This window comes from Streptomyces sp. NPDC057682 (assembly GCF_042799575.1).
In the GTDB taxonomy this organism is placed as follows: Bacteria; Actinomycetota; Actinomycetes; order Streptomycetales; family Streptomycetaceae; genus Streptomyces.
Genome location: NZ_JBHVIN010000002.1, coordinates 463456 through 480442 on the forward strand (window position 1 = coordinate 463456; position 16987 = coordinate 480442).

13 protein-coding genes and 1 tRNA gene are annotated in these 16987 nt (G+C 72.3%); 3 read left to right on the plus strand and 11 right to left on the minus strand.

Features of this window, described 5'->3' with window-relative positions:
- Positions 1 to 34: 34 nt before the first annotated feature.
- The gene (lepA, locus tag ACFVDM_RS04795) at positions 35 to 1909 is read right to left on the minus strand and encodes a translation elongation factor 4 (protein WP_383633225.1); all 1875 of its coding nucleotides are present in this window, start codon (positions 1907 to 1909) and stop codon (positions 35 to 37) included.
- A gap of 214 nt (positions 1910 to 2123) precedes the next feature.
- On the opposite strand from lepA, the gene rpsT reads away from it, so the two are divergent.
- Complete coding sequence (gene rpsT, locus ACFVDM_RS04800) at positions 2124 to 2390, plus strand: 30S ribosomal protein S20 (RefSeq protein ID WP_266778644.1); 267 nt, start codon at positions 2124 to 2126, stop codon at positions 2388 to 2390.
- 314 nt (positions 2391 to 2704) lie between these two features.
- Here rpsT and holA read toward each other — a convergent pair whose 3' ends face one another.
- Entirely contained in the window at positions 2705 to 3697 is a 993-nt protein-coding gene (holA, locus tag ACFVDM_RS04805) for a DNA polymerase III subunit delta (protein ID WP_383633229.1), read from the minus strand.
- An 85-nt stretch (positions 3698 to 3782) separates the two neighbouring features.
- On the opposite strand from holA, the gene ACFVDM_RS04810 reads away from it, so the two are divergent.
- The gene (locus tag ACFVDM_RS04810; protein ID WP_383633232.1) at positions 3783 to 4028 is read left to right on the plus strand and encodes a hypothetical protein; all 246 of its coding nucleotides are present in this window, start codon (positions 3783 to 3785) and stop codon (positions 4026 to 4028) included.
- Positions 4029 to 4167: 139 nt separating this feature from the next.
- Here ACFVDM_RS04810 and ACFVDM_RS04815 read toward each other — a convergent pair whose 3' ends face one another.
- Both ACFVDM_RS04815 and ACFVDM_RS04820 read right to left on the minus strand, forming a co-directional pair.
- Positions 4168 to 5052, minus strand: a complete 885-nt coding sequence (locus tag ACFVDM_RS04815) for a YceI family protein (RefSeq protein ID WP_383633235.1) — start codon at positions 5050 to 5052, stop codon at positions 4168 to 4170.
- Positions 5053 to 5237: 185 nt separating this feature from the next.
- Positions 5238 to 6104, minus strand: coding sequence for an arylamine N-acetyltransferase (locus tag ACFVDM_RS04820; protein WP_383633239.1), 867 nt, complete (start codon positions 6102 to 6104; stop codon positions 5238 to 5240).
- A gap of 101 nt (positions 6105 to 6205) precedes the next feature.
- Between ACFVDM_RS04820 and ACFVDM_RS04825 the strand changes: the two genes are divergently transcribed.
- Positions 6206 to 6685 carry a pyridoxamine 5'-phosphate oxidase family protein gene (locus ACFVDM_RS04825; protein ID WP_383633242.1) on the plus strand — a complete coding sequence of 160 codons (480 nt, stop codon included), beginning with the start codon at positions 6206 to 6208 and terminating at the stop codon, positions 6683 to 6685.
- Between the two features lie 143 nt (positions 6686 to 6828).
- Here ACFVDM_RS04825 and ACFVDM_RS04830 read toward each other — a convergent pair whose 3' ends face one another.
- The 7 genes from ACFVDM_RS04830 to ACFVDM_RS04860 all read right to left on the minus strand — a co-directional run bounded on the left by ACFVDM_RS04830 (position 6829) and on the right by ACFVDM_RS04860 (position 16986).
- On the minus strand, positions 6829 to 9582 hold the full coding sequence (locus ACFVDM_RS04830; protein WP_383633553.1) for a ComEC/Rec2 family competence protein: 2754 nt from the start codon (positions 9580 to 9582) through the stop codon (positions 6829 to 6831).
- Positions 9583 to 9878: 296 nt separating this feature from the next.
- Complete coding sequence (locus ACFVDM_RS04835; protein ID WP_383633245.1) at positions 9879 to 10682, minus strand: helix-hairpin-helix domain-containing protein; 804 nt, start codon at positions 10680 to 10682, stop codon at positions 9879 to 9881.
- A 659-nt stretch (positions 10683 to 11341) separates the two neighbouring features.
- Complete coding sequence (locus ACFVDM_RS04840; protein WP_383633248.1) at positions 11342 to 12187, minus strand: DegV family protein; 846 nt, start codon at positions 12185 to 12187, stop codon at positions 11342 to 11344.
- Positions 12188 to 12451: 264 nt separating this feature from the next.
- Positions 12452 to 13195 carry a hypothetical protein gene (locus ACFVDM_RS04845; RefSeq protein WP_383633251.1) on the minus strand — a complete coding sequence of 248 codons (744 nt, stop codon included), beginning with the start codon at positions 13193 to 13195 and terminating at the stop codon, positions 12452 to 12454.
- A gap of 159 nt (positions 13196 to 13354) precedes the next feature.
- Entirely contained in the window at positions 13355 to 16222 is a 2868-nt protein-coding gene (gene leuS, locus ACFVDM_RS04850) for a leucine--tRNA ligase (protein WP_383633254.1), read from the minus strand.
- A 347-nt stretch (positions 16223 to 16569) separates the two neighbouring features.
- Positions 16570 to 16642, minus strand: a tRNA-Ala gene (locus ACFVDM_RS04855).
- A gap of 110 nt (positions 16643 to 16752) precedes the next feature.
- The gene (locus ACFVDM_RS04860) at positions 16753 to 16986 is read right to left on the minus strand and encodes a hypothetical protein (protein WP_018103228.1); all 234 of its coding nucleotides are present in this window, start codon (positions 16984 to 16986) and stop codon (positions 16753 to 16755) included.
- Between the last annotated feature and the right edge of the window lies 1 nt (position 16987).

The following is a 16987-nucleotide window of genomic DNA, read 5'->3' on the forward strand; positions in this document are numbered from 1 at the left end:
CGGCACGGGGGCCCGTTTTCCTACCGACCGGTAGTTACTTCTTGGCCTTGGCCTCGCCCGCGGACTCGTCGGTCGACAGCACCGCGATGAAGGCGTCCTGGGGCACCTCCACGTTGCCGACCATCTTCATCCGCTTCTTGCCCTCCTTCTGCTTCTCCAGCAGCTTCCGCTTACGGGAGATGTCACCGCCGTAGCACTTGGCGAGCACGTCCTTGCGGATGGCGCGGACGGTCTCACGGGCGATGACCCGGGACCCGATGGCGGCCTGGATCGGCACCTCGAAGTTCTGCCGGGGGATGAGCTTCTGCAGCTTGGCGACCAGCCGCACGCCGTACGCGTACGCCTTGTCCTTGTGCGTGACCGCGGAGAAGGCGTCCACCTTGTCGCCGTGCAGCAGGATGTCGACCTTGACGAGCTGCGCGTCCTGCTCGCCGGTGGGCTCGTAGTCCAGCGAGGCGTAACCGCGCGTCTTGGACTTCAGCTGGTCGAAGAAGTCGAAGACGATCTCCGCGAGCGGCAGGGTGTAGCGGATCTCGACCCGGTCCTCGGAGAGGTAGTCCATGCCGAGCAGGGTGCCGCGGCGCTGCTGGCACAGCTCCATGATCGCGCCGATGAACTCGCTGGGCGCCAGGACCGTGGCCCGGACGACCGGCTCGTACACCTTGTCGATCTTGCCCTCGGGGAATTCACTCGGGTTGGTGACGGTGTGCTCGGTGCCGTCCTCCATCTCGACCCGGTAGACCACGTTGGGCGCGGTGGCGATGAGGTCGAGACCGAACTCGCGCTCCAGGCGCTCGCGGACCACGTCGAGGTGGAGCAGGCCGAGGAAGCCGACGCGGAAGCCGAAGCCGAGCGCGGCGGACGTCTCGGGCTCGTACACCAGGGCGGCGTCGTTGAGCTGGAGCTTGTCCAGGGCCTCGCGCAGGTCCGGGTAGTCCGAACCGTCCAGCGGGTAGAGCCCCGAGAACACCATCGGCTTGGGGTCCTTGTATCCGCCCAGCGCCTCGGTCGCCCCGTTGTTCAGCGAGGTGATCGTGTCACCGACCTTGGACTGCCGGACGTCCTTCACCCCGGTGATGATGTAGCCGACCTCGCCGACGCCGATGCCGTCGGACGGGGTCATCTCCGGGGAGGAGACCCCGATCTCCAGCAGCTCGTGGGTGGCGCCGGTCGACATCATCCGGATGCGCTCGCGCTTGTTCAGCGAACCGTCGACGACCCGGACGTACGTGACGACGCCCCGGTAGGAGTCGTAGACCGAGTCGAAGATCATCGCGCGGGCCGGGGCGTCCGCGACGCCGACCGGCGCCGGGATGTCCTTGACCACGCGGTCCAGCAGCGCGTCGACGCCCATGCCGGTCTTCGCGGAGACCTTGAGCACGTCCTCGGGCTGGCAGCCGATGAGGGTGGCCAGCTCCTCGGAGAACTTCTCGGGCTGGGCGGCCGGCAGGTCGATCTTGTTGAGCACCGGGACGATGGTGAGGTCGTTCTCCATCGCCAGGTAGAGGTTGGCCAGCGTCTGGGCCTCGATGCCCTGCGCGGCGTCGACCAGCAGGATCGTGCCCTCGCAGGCGGCCAGCGAGCGGGAGACCTCGTAGGTGAAGTCGACGTGTCCCGGGGTGTCGATCATGTTGAGGACGTGGGTGCTGCCCTGGCCCTCGCCGCTCGTCGGCGCCCAGGGCAGCCGGACCGCCTGGGACTTGATGGTGATGCCGCGCTCGCGCTCGATGTCCATCCGGTCGAGGTACTGAGCGCGCATCTGCCGCTGGTCGACCACCCCGGTCAGCTGGAGCATCCGGTCGGCAAGGGTCGACTTGCCGTGGTCGATGTGCGCGATGATGCAGAAATTGCGGATCAGCGCCGGGTCGGTACGGCTCGGCTCGGGCACGTGGAGAGGAGTCGCGGGCACGCAGGGTCCTGATTCTTGAGACGCCGAACGCCGTGTCTCGGGTCGATGTCGGGTCGGGTCGGATCTGTACGTAGCCTCCATCGTCCCACGCCCGGGGGGCGGAGGCCGGTTTGGGCCGGTCGGAGCGCGGCTGGTACCGTGGACAGCTGTGTTTGGTGGCACTTCCGCCACCGGGCGCACATCAAAGATCCAACGAACCTGAAAAGGCTCTTTCGTGGCGAACATCAAGTCCCAGATCAAGCGGAACAAGACGAACGAGAAGGCGCGCCTGCGCAACAAGGCCGTCAAGTCCTCGCTCAAGACCGCGATCCGCAAGGCCCGTGAGGCCGTTGTCGCGGGCGACGTCGAGAAGGCCACCGTGGCCGTTCGCGACGCTTCGCGCGCGCTCGACAAGGCCGTCTCGAAGGGTGTCATCCACAAGAACGCCGCCGCCAACAAGAAGTCGGCGCTGGCCACCAAGGTTGCCACCCTCCAGGGCTGAGCATTCTGATGTGATCGCCGGAACGGATCCAGCGGGCCCTCTCTCCCGCTCCCGACCGGCACCCCGCGCCGCACACCGAACCTGCGTTCGCCACGCGGGTGCGGCGCACCAAGCGTGACCCAAGGCCCCGGCCGTTCCCCTCCCCAGGGAAACGACCGGGGCCTTCGGCTGTGGGGGTGGCGCTTTGGGCTGTGGGGGCTTGTGGGGGGGCTGTGCGGGGCGGACAGGCGTGCGCGCCGGGGCCGGCTGCGCTACGGACGCCGGTGTACGGGTACGCCGCGACCGGCGGACCTGCGCGGCGGAGCCGGGGGTGGTTACCGGCCGCGGCCCGCTCGGGCGGCTCGGGCCACCGCGACGACGGCCTTCTCCAACGCGTACTCCGGATCGTCCCCGCCGCCCTTGACTCCCGCGTCCGCGTCCGCGACCGCCCGCAGGGCCACCGCGACGCCGTCCGGCGTCCAGCCGCGCATCTGCTGGCGCACCCGGTCGATCTTCCACGGCGGCATGCCCAGCTCCCGGGCGAGATCGGCCGGCCGGCCGCCGCGCGCCGAGGAGAGCTTGCCGATGGCGCGGACGCCCTGGGCGAGGGCGCTGGTGATCAGGACGGGGGCGACCCCGGTCGACAGCGACCAGCGCAGGGCCTCCAGGGCCTCCGCCGCCCGGCCCTCCACGGCCCGGTCGGCGACGGCGAAGCTGGACGCCTCCGCGCGGCCCGTGTAGTACCGCCCGACGACGGCCTCGTCGATCGTGCCCTCGACATCCGCGACGAGCTGCGACACGGCGCTCGCCAGCTCCCGCAGATCGCTGCCGATCGCGTCGACCAGGGCCTGGCAGGCCTCGGGGGTCGCGGAGCGTCCCAGCGTCCGGAACTCGCCCCGGACGAAGGAGAGCCGCTCGGCGGGCTTGGTGGTCTTCGGGCAGGCGACCTCGCGGGCCCCGGCCTTGCGGGCGGCGTCGAGCAGCGCCTTGCCCTTGGCACCGCCCGCGTGGAGCAGCACGAGGGTGATCTCCTCGACCGGGTCGTCGAGGTACTTCTTGACGTCCTTGACCGAGTCGGCGGAGAGGTCCTGCGCGCCGCGCACGATCACCACCTTGCGCTCGGCGAAGAGCGAAGGGCTGGTCAGCTCGGCCAGGGTGCCCGGCTGGAGCTGGTCGGAGGTGAGGTCACGGACGTCCGTGTCGGCGTCGGCGGCGCGGGCCGCCGCCACCACCTGCTGCACGGCGCGGTCCAGGAGCAGGTCCTCCTGGCCCACGGCGAGCGTGAGGGGGGCGAGCGGGTCGTCGGTGGAATTCCTTCTGGTGGCCATCGCCGTCCAGCATCCCACGGGCCACTGACAGCCCGGCCGCCCACCGCCCGTCCGGGCCGCCCCGGACGTACTCCAGAATGTCCGGGTGAGCGATGAGAGACATGTACTGGTCCTGCCCGACCGCGACGCAGCGGAGGAGGCCTCCGAGGAGCTGGCCGCGCGGTTCGGGGTCGACGAGGAACCGCAGATCGTGCGGGACGCCCTGGCGGGCGAGGACGACGCCGAGGACGCCCAGTGGCTGGTCGTCGTGGAGGACCCGGACGGACGGCTCGACCCCGCGGCGCTCGATGCCTTCGCCGCGGAGTACGAGGGGTGGCGCGAGGCCCCGTAGCCCGGACCGGGCCGGGGCGCCGGGCGGGGACGGTGGGCCGAAGCGATCGGACGGGGTCGCCGGCCGAAGCCCCGGGGCGCGCCCCCGGGCCCGGTCGGGAGTGCCGATCCGGGGCGGGGCGGCGCGGGGCGCGCCGGGGTCAGCTCTTCGGGACGATCTGGATGTCCATGTCGATGGCGATGCTGGATCCGACCGCGGCGATCCCCCGCGCCAGCATCGTCTGCCAGGTGAGCGTGAAGTCCTCGCGGTGCAGCTCGGTGGTGGCCCGGCAGGCGGCCCGGGTCTCGCCCTCCAGCCCGTTGCCGAGACCCAGGTACTGGGTGTCCAGCGTGACCGTACGGCTCACCCCGTGCAGGGTGAGCGCCCCGCTCACACCCCAGCGCGTGCCGCCCCGGTGGACGAAGCGGTCGCTGTAGAACTCCAGCGTCGGAAAGCGGCCGACGTCCAGGAAGTCGCTCGAGCGCAGGTGGTCGTCCCGCATCTGCACGTTGGTGTCGATCGACGCCGCGTCGATCACCACGTGCATCGCCGAGTCCTCCATGCGGTCGGCGATCCGGACCGCACCCGCGAACGTGTTGAACCGGCCGTGGATGCGGGCCATCCCGATGTGCCGGGCCGTGAAGCCGATCTGCGAGTGCATCGGCTCGATCTCCCACTCGCCCGGATCGGGCAGCTGGGGCGGCAGGGCGACCTGGAGCATCACGTCCCCGAGGCTCGCGTGCCCGCTCTCGGCCACCGAGGCCGTGCCGTGGAACGGAGTGAAGCCCTCCGAGGTGACGGCCAGCCGGTACTCCCCCGCCGGCACCGTGGCGAGCACATTGCCGTACGGGTCCGTCTCGCCGCCGACGATCTTGCGTCCCGCAGCGTCCGTGACCACGAACTCGGCCTGCTGCACGGGCTCGTTGACCGGGTCGAGAACCCGGCAGCTGAGAACACCCGCGGACTCCGGCACCGCGAGTCCGGCGAGGGCGCCGCCGCGCACGGCACCGGTCCCTCTCTTGTTTCCGAGCCAACGGCCGAACATCTTCACGCACTCCCGGGGGCGGTTTCACCTCGGGCCGAAGGTCTGGACGTCGTTGTCGGAGCAGCGGCCCGCCGACGAGCATGCATTCGATCACCCTTGCGGCGTTCGAGGCAAACAGAGCAGCTCGCAGGGGCTTGGGTGGAGGTGTTACCGAAGGTCCGAATTCACAGTTCCACTTGTGTGCATCACCCATTCGCAGAAGAAAACGCCGTAAACGGACCAGCCCCCTGGTCAGGAGGCAGCCGGTCCAGCCCGATTCCGAAATGCTCACGGTAGGCAGCGAACACCTCCGCGTCGCTCCCCAGCACCGCCTCGTCCCGCCGCTCCCCTCGCGTCGTGAGGAGCCGGTGGCCCCTGAGCGTGATCCGCCCGTCCTCGGTGAACAGTGAGCAGACCGGTCCGCGGGTGAAGCCGGAATCCGGCGAGGTCCGGTGGTACCAGGCCCCGGCCCGGAAGTCCGCCAGTTCCCGGGGCCGCGGGTCCAGTCGGAACTGCGGCGCACCGTCCCGCAGCACGTCGAGATCCCCGTCGCTCCCCGGTCCGCCGCTCCCGCCCCGCGCCTCGTCCTCCGCCGGTGCGGGACCGATCCGGAAGGTGCCGGCCGGGTCCTCCTGGTCCGCCCGTCCGTCGAGCGCGAGCGGATACCGGGCATGGTCGCCGAAACCCACGTCGGCCAGCCACGGCCCGCTCCCGTCCACCGTCTCCACCCGCAGCGCCATGTGGTCGTACGGGATACCGAGCCGTCCGTCGCCCCCGTACACCCGCGCCTGGAGCAGATCGACCCGGAACCCGAGCGCGCGCAGCAGCACCGCGAAGGCCCCGTTGAGTTCGTAGCAGAACCCGCCCCGCCGGCCGGCCACCACCTTGTCCAGCAGCGCCGCCTCCTCCAGCACGATGTCCTCGCCCAGGTGGATCGAGAGGTTCTCGAAGGGCACCGTGGCGAGATGGCGTGCCTGCAACTCCCGCAGCGCGGCGGCATCGGGGCGGACGGGCGCGACCGCCCCGATCCGCTCCAGGTAGGCGTCGACGGTCTGCTGCGCTCTCGGTTCCATACGGCGAGTCTGTCCCGGCGTGCCCCGGTCCGCCATGAGCCGGTGGTCCTAGGTCCTGCGTCCGTGGCGCCGGACGGACCCGCCCCACTAGCGTGCCGGGCATGACCGTTCGTGAACCGGCGCGCAGCCGGGAACAGCGCAAGCAGGACGTGCTCGACCATCTGGAGAAGGACGAGGACGCCTGGGTGTCGACCGCGTCCGCGGACGGGGTGCCGACCCTCGTCCCCCTGTCGTTCGTCTGGGACGACGGGACCCTGCTCATGGCCACCCGCCGCACCAACCCCACAGCCGTCAACCTGACGCCGTCCGGACAGGCCCGGATCGCACTCGGCCCCACCCGCGACGTCGTGCTCATCGAGGCCACGGCCGAACTCGTCGAGGGCGCGGACCTCCCCCAGACCTCCGGCGACGCCTTCGCCGCCAAGCTCTCCTGGGATCTGCGCGGCCGTCCGTCCTGGGTCTATCTGCGCTTCACCCCGTACGCGATCCGCGCCTGGCGCGAGGAGAACGAACTGGCCGGCCGCGAGCTGATGGCCGACGGACACTGGCTGGACGGGGAACCACACGCCGACGAGCAGTGACGGAACCGGACCCGGCCGACCGGCGCCGATCCGGCCGGGGTCGGTACGACCGGTTCCGGTACGGCCGACCCTGGTACTGCCGACCCCGGTGCGGCCGGTCGCCCCGTACGCCCGTACGGAACTCCGCCGGCACGTTCCCCGCCTCATGACCGGCTCACCGCCCGCAGTCCGGCGGCGGTGCCCGTGAGCGCGACGGCCCCGTCCCGGTCCGTGCGGAGCACCACCGCTCCCCCGGCCCGGAGGGCCGCGAGCGTCCGTGGGGCCGGGTGTCCGTACGGGTTGTCGCGGCCGACGCTCACCAGCGCGAAGCGGGGCCGGGCGCCACGCATCAGGGCCGGGTCCTGGTACGCCGAACCGTGGTGGGCGACCTTCAGCACATCCACCCGGGGCATCATCGGACGGCTCCTCAACAACGCCTGCTGGGCACGGGGTTCCAGGTCCCCGAGCAGCAACAGCGTCAGCGGTCCGGCCCGCACGAACAGGGTGACGCTGGCATCGTTCGGCTCCTGCGGCACCGGCCCGGCGGGCACCGCTCCCACCCCCGGTCCGGGCGGCCACAGCACCTGCCAGCGCAGGGCCCCGACCCGGCGCCGCTCTCCCGGCACGGTTCGCAGTACGGGTACACCGGCCGCCGCGGCCGTCCTCCGCACGAACGCGGCCTGTTCCGGGGGCCGGTCCAGGCTCGTCGTCTGGATCGCCGCGACCGTCCTGCCCCTCAGCACACCGGGCAGCCCACGCACATGGTCGGCGTGGAAATGAGTGAGCAACAGCAACGGGACACGGGTGACGCCCAGTTCGCTCAGGCACCGGTCGACGGGGAGGGGGTCGGGTCCGGCGTCGACCACCACCCCGGCTCCCGGGCCCGCCGCGAGGACCAGGGCGTCCCCCTGGCCGACGTCGCACATCGCGAACGCCCAGCCGGGCGGCGGCCATCCGGTGAACACCCGGGTCAACGGCACCGGGCGGAGCACGGCGACGAGCAGGAGCAGCGCGGCGGCCACGTACACCCAGGGCCGGTGCCCGATCCGCCGGACCGCCACCACCAGGAGCACGGTCAGGGCGGCCAGGAGCAGCGCCCCCGCCGGCCCGTCGGGCCAGTCCACCCCGGCGCCGGGCAGCCCGGCCCCGGTACGGGCCACCGACGCGATCCACCCGGCCGGCCACCCCGCGATCCGGGCCAGCAGTTCGGCCACCGGCATGGCCACGGGGGCAGCGGCCAGCGCCGCGAACCCGAGCACCGTGGCGGGTGCCACCGCGAACTCGGCCAGCAGATTGCACGGCACCGCCACCAGACTCACCCGTGACGCGAGCAGCACCACGACGGGCGCGCACACCACCTGCGCCGCCGCGGCGGCGGCCAGCGCCTCCGCGAGCCTCGGCGGCACCCGGCGCCGGCGCAGCGCCTCGCTCCACCGCGGGGCCAGGGTCAGCAGGGCGCCGGTGGCCAGGACCGACAGGACGAAGCCGTAACTGCGCGCCAGCCAGGGGTCGTACAGCACCAGCAGCAGAACGGCGGCGGCCAGGGCGGGAATCAGGCTCCGACGCCGCCCGGTACCGATGGCCAGCAAGGTGATCAGGCCACAGGCCGCGGCCCGCAGCACGCTCGGTTCGGGCCGGCAGACCAGCACGAACGCGAGCGTGAGCCCACCTCCGAGCAACGCGGTCCCCCTCAGCGAGAGGCCCAGCCGGGGCGCCAGCCCGCCTCGTTCGGCCCGCAGCGCCCTGCCCGGCGGGCCGATGAGCAGGACGAGGAGGATTGCCAGGTTTGCCCCGGATACGGCCATGAGATGAGTAAGGTCGGTCGCCCGGAACGCCTCCCGCAGGGCCGGGTCCACGCGCGCGGTGTCGCCGACGACCAGTCCGGGCAGCAGGGCCCGCGCGTCCGGGTCGAGGCCCTCCGTCGCCTCCCGCAGACCGGCCCGCAACGCGCCCGCCGTGCGCTGGAGCCGGCTGGGCGGACCGACGACGCGCGGCGGCCCCTTCCCCTCCGGCCTCAGCACGGCCGCGGCACGTTCCCCGGCGTGCGCGGCCGGGGCCAGCCGGCCTGTGACCCTCAGCCGGGTGGACGGCAGCAGCCGCTCCCACGGCCCGCCTCCGCCCTGACCCGGCGTGACGACGACCAGGACCGGTGTCCGCAGCCGGGTCCTCGTGCCGTCCGGTCCGGTCAGGCGGACGATCTCGGCGTCCAGCAGCAGGGACACGGGGGTGCTGCGGTCGCCCCGCACCCGGGGCACGGTGCGCCGGGCGTCGGACGTGAGGGTGATCTCCGCCTCGACGTGCGCGAACTCCCCGGCCAGAGCGGGGACCGGCCCCTGACGTGCCGCTGCCCGCTGCAGCCCCGCCGCCACCGCTCCCGCCGCCCCGCACAACAGCACCGCCGCCAGTGCCGTGGCGGACACCACCGGAAACGCGACCCTTCCCCGGCGCACCCCGCCCCGCCCGGCACCCACCCCACCACCCGGCCCCACCCCGCTACTCCGCCCCACCCCGCTACTTCGCCCCGCCCCGCTACTTCGCCCCGCCCCGCTACTTCGCCCCGCCCCTGGGCGCCGGCCGCCCCCACCGCTCCGGCCACCCTCGCCATTCCGCCCGGCCCCACCGCTACGGCCGATGCCGCCGTTCCGCCCAGCTTCACCGCTCGGCCCCACTCCGCTGCTTTCGCCTACCCCACTGGTCCGCCCGACACCACCGCTCCGGCCACCACCGAGCCAGCGACGCCCGCCTTCCCACCCACCGGCCCCACCTCCCCGCCCCGCCCCTCCGGCCCCGGGTAAGGCCAGCAGCACCATCGCCGCCCCGACGCAGAGCACGACGCCCACGGTCACCCACCGTCCCGGAGCGCCCAGAGCCGCTGCCGCGCCCGCCCAAGCCGCGAGGGCCGGCGGGACCAGGCGCAGATCGAGCGGGCCCTCCTGACGCGGGTGGGACACCCCTAGCCGCAGGCCCGACGCCGCGTGAATGTCCTCGGGGGTCCCGGACGACCCGCCATCCGCGAACCCGGCGACGGGAGTCGCGGACCGGCCGCCCTGCGCCGCACCCTCAGTCACGGACTTCGCAGACGTCACGGGCGTCGCAGACCTCGCGGACCGGCCGCCCCGCGAGCCCTCGGGCCGACCGCCGTCCATGGCCGCGCCGGGGATCGAGGACCGGCCGCCGCGCCGACCCGCGCCGGGGATCATGAACCGGCCGCCGTTCATGGCCGCACCAGCGGTCGCAGGTCGGCGAAGCGGCGGTCACCGATGCCGTTGACCTCGCGCAGTTCGTCGACGGACCGGAACCCCCCGTGCCCGACCCGGTAGTCGACGATGTGCTGAGCCAGGACGGGACCGACGCCTGGCAGGGTGTCGAGCTGGTCCACGGTCGCGCTGTTGAGGCTCACGGGCCCCGTGGCACCGACCCCGGACGCCGACGGCCCGCCGCCCGCACCGCTTCCCGTACCGCCGGACACGATCTGGCCCGGCGGGGCCCCCACGACGATCTGCTCCCCGTCCACGAGCAGCCGGGCACGGTTGAGGTCGTCGAGGTCGACCCCGGGCCGGGCCCCGCCCGCCGCACGCAGCGCGTCCACGACCCGGGCACCGGGCGGCAGCTCCTGGATCCCCGGGCGGCGCACCTTCCCGCTGACGTCCACCACGATCCGGCTGCCCGGCCCCGCGCCCGGCGGCACTCCGCCGGACGAACCGGGATCCACGGCCCCGCCCGCCTCCGCGCTCAAGGCGTCCATGCCGGCCCCGGCCACCTCGCCGGAGTCCGTACCGCCCCCCGTCTTCGCCAACGGCGCCCGCGCAGCCTCGTCGACCGCGACCCGCTCCGGGGCGGGCACGGAACCGGGGCGCGCGGACCAGAAGTGCGTCACGGCAAGCACGGCCGCAGCGACCAGAACAACAGCCAGCGCGGCCAGAGTCCTCGGCTCCAGGCCACACCTCAGCTGGAGCCACACCGGCAGCCGCTCCCGCAGCGCGGGCCCGACCCGTGCCCGCCACCCCACGGCCTCCACGGGCGCAGCCGTAACCGCAGCCGCAGCCGATTCCAACCCCGGATCCACGCCGTACCCGGCCCCACGCCCGACCCCCGCCCCGGCGCCCGTCCCCGTCCCCGCTCCCGCTCTCGTCCCCGTCCCCGTCTCCGGCGGCGCCTGTGACCACGACTCACCCGCCCCCGCCCCCGGCCCGCGCATCGGCGGCGCCGCTCCTCCCGCGTACCCGCCGCCGGACATGAGCGCGTCCGCGCGGCTGCGCGAGGCCGCGGCAAGGGCGGTGCGATGGCGGGCGTGACGCCGGCCGGGACCGGTCCCCGCACCGGACCTCGTTCGGACGTCCGTCGCGAAGCCCCGCCCGGGACCACGGCCAGGACCACCGCCGGGACCGCTGCCGGCGGAACGCACGGCACGACTGATTGCACGATGTGATCGGGAAGCCATGCCTCACGACGCTAGGCGCCTTCCCGAAATCCCGTTGAGCGCAACGAGTTTCAGTGGAAAAGCGAGCAGTTGTGGATAACTCGGCCACCACGAAGAGTGACGCCCAGCCGGTCGGACGGACCAGCCGGGGCCAACCGGACTCCATCCACAACACCAGGCAGGCGGGCAAGGCAAACGCCCGGCAGGCACCCTGCAGGCACCCGGGAGTCACCCGGCCAGAAGCCGGGCCCACCCGCTCAGCGCGGCGAGACCACCGCTCCCAGCAAACCCGGCCCGGTGTGCGCGCCGATCACCGCGCCGACCTCGCTGACATGGAGGTCGGCCAGACCCGGCACACGTTCACGCAGCCGCTCGGCCAGGGCGTCGGCGCGTTCGGGGGCCGCGAGGTGGTGGACCGCGATGTCCACCTGCCCGTCCCCCGCCCGGTCGACAACGATCTCCTCCAGCCGGGCAATGGCCTTCGAGGCCGTCCGTACCTTCTCCAGCATCTCGATCCTGCCGCCGTCCAGCTGGAGGAGCGGCTTCACGGCCAGCGCGGAGCCGAACAGCGCCTGCGCGGCCCCGATCCGGCCGCCACGCCTCAGGTAGTCCAGGGTGTCGACGTAGAAGTAGGCGGAGGTGCCGGCGGCCCGCTTCTCCGCCGCCGCCACCGCCTCGTCCGCCCCGCCCCCGGCCTCCGCCGTCTCGGCGGCGGCCAGGGCACAGAAGCCGAGGGCCATGGCGACCATCCCGGTGTCGACCACCCGCACCGGCACCGGCGCGTCCTTCGCGGCGAGCAGCGCGGCGTCGTACGTACCGGAGAACTCCGCCGACAGATGCAGCGACACGATGGCGCTCGCGCCCGCCTCGGCGACCGCGCGATAGGTGGCGGCGAAGACCTCGGGGCTGGGCCGCGAGGTCGTCACGGACCGGCGCTTCTGCAGGGCCAGCGCCAGGGAGCGGGACGAGATCTCCGTGCCCTCCTCCAGCGCCTCGTCGCCGAGCACGACGGTCAGCGGCACCGCGGTGATGCCATGCCGTTCCATCGCCTGGGGCGGCAGGTAGGCCGTGGAATCGGTCACGATCGCGACATGGCGGGACATGAGCGGGAGGTTACCTCCCGGGGGCGCGGCCCGGCAGTCCGACCCCGACCGAATGATCAGTTCCAGTCGCTTCGGGCCGCATCCTGCCACGTCCGGTCACTGATCACGCCCGGCCCGCCCGGAACGCGTCCGCGTACCGGGTCCGGAGGGATCTCGGAGCCCCAGAATCGCCCCCGACCATGATCAGCCCCGCGACGCGACGCGGAGGGGCGAGCCGCAACGCGCAACACCGCTCTCAGGTCAGCGCGTCGGTCAGTTCGTCGGTCAGTTCGTCGTCTCCGGACGCGCCGTCTTCCGCCACGGATACCCCATCCCCCGCAGCGTCTCCCCCGCCGTGATCGCCTCGGCCCGCCCCCCGTGCGCACCGACGTCCGTCCCAGAACCCACACCCGTCCCAGAACCCGCGTCCGTCCCAGAACCCGCGTCCGCCCCGACGCCCCCGTCCGTCCCGGTCCCCGGCTCCGCCCTCGTCCAGTGCCGCAGCGCGCCGGCCTCGATGTCGATCTGCTCGTTCAGCGCGGCGAGATCGTCGTCGGCGAACTGCCGGGCGCGGTCGCGGGCGGCCCAGCGCAGGGACTCCGCCGCGTGGGTGATCCGTCCGGTGCGCTCCTTGAGGTCGGGCAGACGTGAGGCGACCGTCGCCCTGTCCGGCTCGCGCTCCAGGCGCTTCAGATCGTTCTCCAGCTCGTGGCCGTGCACGCCCAGGCGCTCGAAGAGCGCCAGGGACTCCTTGAGCGAGGGGTCCTCGGCCACGCCCGCCCGCAGGGCCTCCTGCGCGGCGCGCATCGAGGTGCGCAGGGAGAGGCGGAGCTGGGCCAGCTCGCCGCCGACTCCGGCCTGTCCATAGCTCTTGGCCTTGAGCGCGGTGTCCTCCACCGTGCGGCGGGCCTGGCCGATCGTGCGGTCCACACCGCGCTTGGCCGCCCCGACCACCTTGACCGTCGCGTAGACGCCCAGGGCCAGGAAGGCCACGACGAGCAGCCCCAGAATCAGGATCACGGCTTCCATGAGCGCCCCTCGGATGGTGTGGCGGCATACGGCACGGTTTCACCCGCCCCTCCACCGTAAACGGAAAGGGCAGGTTGGGGGTTCCGTCGGAACCCCCAACCTGCCCGTAGGGGAAAGCCCTCACACACCCGGTCCGCCCGGACCGGAGGGTCCCGCCGGTCAGGCAGGGACGATGTTCACCAGCTTCGGCGCCCGGACGATGACCTTCCGGATTCCGGCCCCGCCCAGCGCGGCGACGACCGCCGGGTCCGCCAGGGCCAGGGTCTCCAGCTCCGCGTCCGCGATCGTCGGCGGGATCTCCAGGCGTGCCTTGACCTTGCCCTTGACCTGCACCACACAGGTCACGGTCTCGTCCACGACGTACGCCGGGTCGGCGACCGGGAAGTCCTGGTGCACGACCGACTCGGTGTGGCCCAGCCGGTGCCACAGCTCCTCGGCGACGTGCGGGGCCAGCGGGGCGACCAGCAGCACCAGGGACTCGGCGACGGAGCGGGGCAGCGGCCCGCCCGCCTTGGTCAGGTGGTTGTTCAGCTCGGTGACCTTGGCGATCGCGGTGTTGAACCGCATCCCCTCCATGTCGCCGCCGACGCCGTCGATCGCCTTGTGCAGGGCGCGCAGCGTCTCCTCGCCGGGCTCGGTGTCGACGACGGTGACCTCGCCGCTCTCCTCGTCCACGATGTTGCGCCACAGCCGCTGCAGCAGCCGGAACTGGCCGACGACCGCGCGGGTGTCCCAGGGACGCGACACGTCCAGGGGACCCATCGCCATCTCGTACAGCCGCAGCGTGTCCGCGCCGTACTCGCCGCAGATCTCGTCCGGCGTGACGGCGTTCTTCAGGGACTTGCCCATCTTGCCCAGGACGCGGGAGACCTTCTCGCCCTGGTAGTAGTAGGCGCCGTCGCGCTCCTCGACCTCGGCCGCCGGGACGGCGATACCACGGCTGTCACGGTAGACGAAGGCCTGGATCATGCCCTGGTTGAACAGCTTGTGGAAGGGCTCGGCGGAGGACACGTGGCCCAGGTCGTGCAGCACCTTGGACCAGAAGCGGGCGTACAGCAGGTGCAGTACGGCGTGCTCGGCACCGCCCACGTACAGGTCGACGCCGCCGGTCGGCTGTCCCTCGCGCGGGCCCATCCAGTACTGCTCGATGGCCGGGTCGACCAGCTTCTCGGAGTTGTTCGGGTCCAGGTAGCGCAGCTCGTACCAGCAGGAGCCCGCCCAGTTGGGCATGGTGTTGGTCTCGCGGCGGTACTTCTTGGGGCCGTCGCCCAGGTCCAGGGTGACGTGGACCCAGTCGGCGTTGCGCGACAGCGGCGTCTCGGGCTGGGTGTCGGCGTCGTCCGGGTCGAAGGTGCGCGGCGAGTAGTCGTCGACCTCCGGCAGCTCCAGCGGCAGCATCGACTCGGGCAGCGGGTGGGCGATGCCCTCCTCGTCGTACACGATCGGGAAGGGCTCGCCCCAGTAGCGCTGGCGGCTGAACAGCCAGTCGCGCAGACGGAAGTTGACGGTGCCCTCGCCGACGCCGTGCTCGGTCAGCCACTCGGTGATGCGTGCCTTGGCGTCGACGACGCCCAGACCGTCCAGGGAGATCTCGTCGTTGGCGGAGTTGACCAGCTTCGCCTCGTACGAGGAGAAGGCGTCCTCCCACGTCGAGGGGTCGGTGCCGCGGTCGTCCGACGGCTCGACGACACAGCGCATCGGCAGCTCGAAGGCGCGCGCGAAGGCGAAGTCGCGCGCGTCGTGCGCCGGCACGGCCATGATCGCGCCGGTGCCGTAGCCCGCCAGGACGTAGTCGGCGATGAAGACGGGGATCTGCTCGCCGCTGACCGGGTTGGTCGCGTACGCGCCGGTGAAGACGCCGGTCTTGTCCTTGGCCTCGGCCTGGCGCTCCACGTCGGACTTGGCGGCGGCCTGCTTGCGGTACGTGGTGACGGCCTCGGCCGGGGTGGCGTGTCCGCCGGTCCAGACCGGGTGGGTGCCCTCGGGCCAGGCGGCCGGGATGATCCGCTCGACCAGCTCGTGCTCGGGCGCCAGCACCATGTACGTGGCGCCGAACAGGGTGTCCTGGCGGGTGGTGAACACGGTGACGTCACCGGCGCCGTCGACCGGGAAGACCACGCGGGCGCCCTCGGAGCGGCCGATCCAGTTGCGCTGCTGCAGCTTGATCGCCTCGGGCCAGTCCAGCCCGTCCAGGTCGTTCAGCAGCCGGTCCGCGTAGGCCGTGATGCGCATGTTCCACTGGCGCAGCTTGGCCTTGAAGACGGGGAAGTTGCCGCGCTCGGAACGGCCGTCGGCGGTGACCTCCTCGTTGGCCAGGACGGTACCCAGGCCGGGCGCCCAGTTGACGGGGGCCTCGGAGGCGTACGCCAGGCGGTACTCGCTCAGGACGTCCGCGCGCTCCTTCGCGCTCAGCGCACTCCAGTCGCGGCCGTCGGGGGCGGCGCGCTCACCGGACTCGAACTGCGCGACCAGGTCCGCGATCGGCCGGGCGCGGTCCGCGTCGGTGTCGTACCAGGAGTTGAAGATCTGCAGGAAGATCCACTGGGTCCACTTGTAGTACTCGGACTCGATCGTGGCGAACGAGCGGCGCTTGTCGTGGCCCAGGCCCAGCCGGCGCAGCTGCGCCGTCATGTTCTCGATATTGGCCTCGGTGGAGACCCGCGGATGCGTGCCGGTCTGGACGGCGTACTGCTCTGCTGGCAGGCCGAACGCGTCGAAGCCCAGCGTGTGCAGCACGTTGTGGCCGCTCATCCGCTGGTGACGGGCGTAGACGTCGGTGGCGATGTAGCCCAGCGGGTGTCCGACGTGCAGTCCCGCGCCCGAGGGGTACGGGAACATGTCCATGATGAACTTCTTGGGCTTGGCGGCCATCTCGGGGTCGCCCGCCAGGTCACCGCTCGGGTTCGGTGCCTCGTACGTGCCCTCGGCGTCCCAGAAGTCCTGCCAGCGTGCCTCGATGTCGGCGGCCATCGCTGCCGTGTAGCGGTGCGGCGCAGCGACGTCGGCTGCGGAATTCGTCTCGCTCATGATCCTCAAAGCTCCATCGATCGTCATCTGCCGGCGTCCACGTCTGCGGACACAGGTCCACGGAAACGAAAAATCCCCTCGCACAGGAGGGGACGCCGCGCTGATGCCGACCAGGCATTCTCACCGGTCGGGACTGATCAGCGCGGCTCGCTAAGCAGAAGGCGTACGGCACGCATGGCGTCAGGGTACCGCACTGTCCCGGACGGCATCGGGTGCGGCCGGTCCGTGGACACCGCGCAGGGTCCGGCGGAGGACACCGCGCAGAGTCCGGTGGAGGACATCGCGCGGACCCGTAAACGCGTCGTGGGCCACCCGGATCGGATGGCCCACGACGTTTGATTCTCTTGTGGAGCTAAGGAGAATTGAACTCCTGACCTCCTGCATGCCATGCAGGCGCTCTACCAACTGAGCTATAGCCCCTTGTTGTCTTGCCCGGTCTCCCTGGCGACATCGAGAACATTACCGGTCACCCCTGCCGTCCACCAAATCGTTTCCGGTCGACCCCCGCCGGGCCGGTCCGAGGGGGTCGGTCAGGCGGTGGCGAAGGAGTAGAAACGCTTCAGCGTGCAGTGCTCCTCCAGCAGCCGGCCGTAGATCGGCTCGCCCTCCAGCTCCCGGTACGTCTCGATGGGGTCGCCCTTTATGATCAGCGCCCGCGCGCACTCCTCGCACCAGTACTGGTAGTCCGCGTTGACCGGGTCCATGTCCCGGACGATGGGCGTACCGCTGCCGCACCAGTCGCACTTCCGCCTGTGTGCACCCATG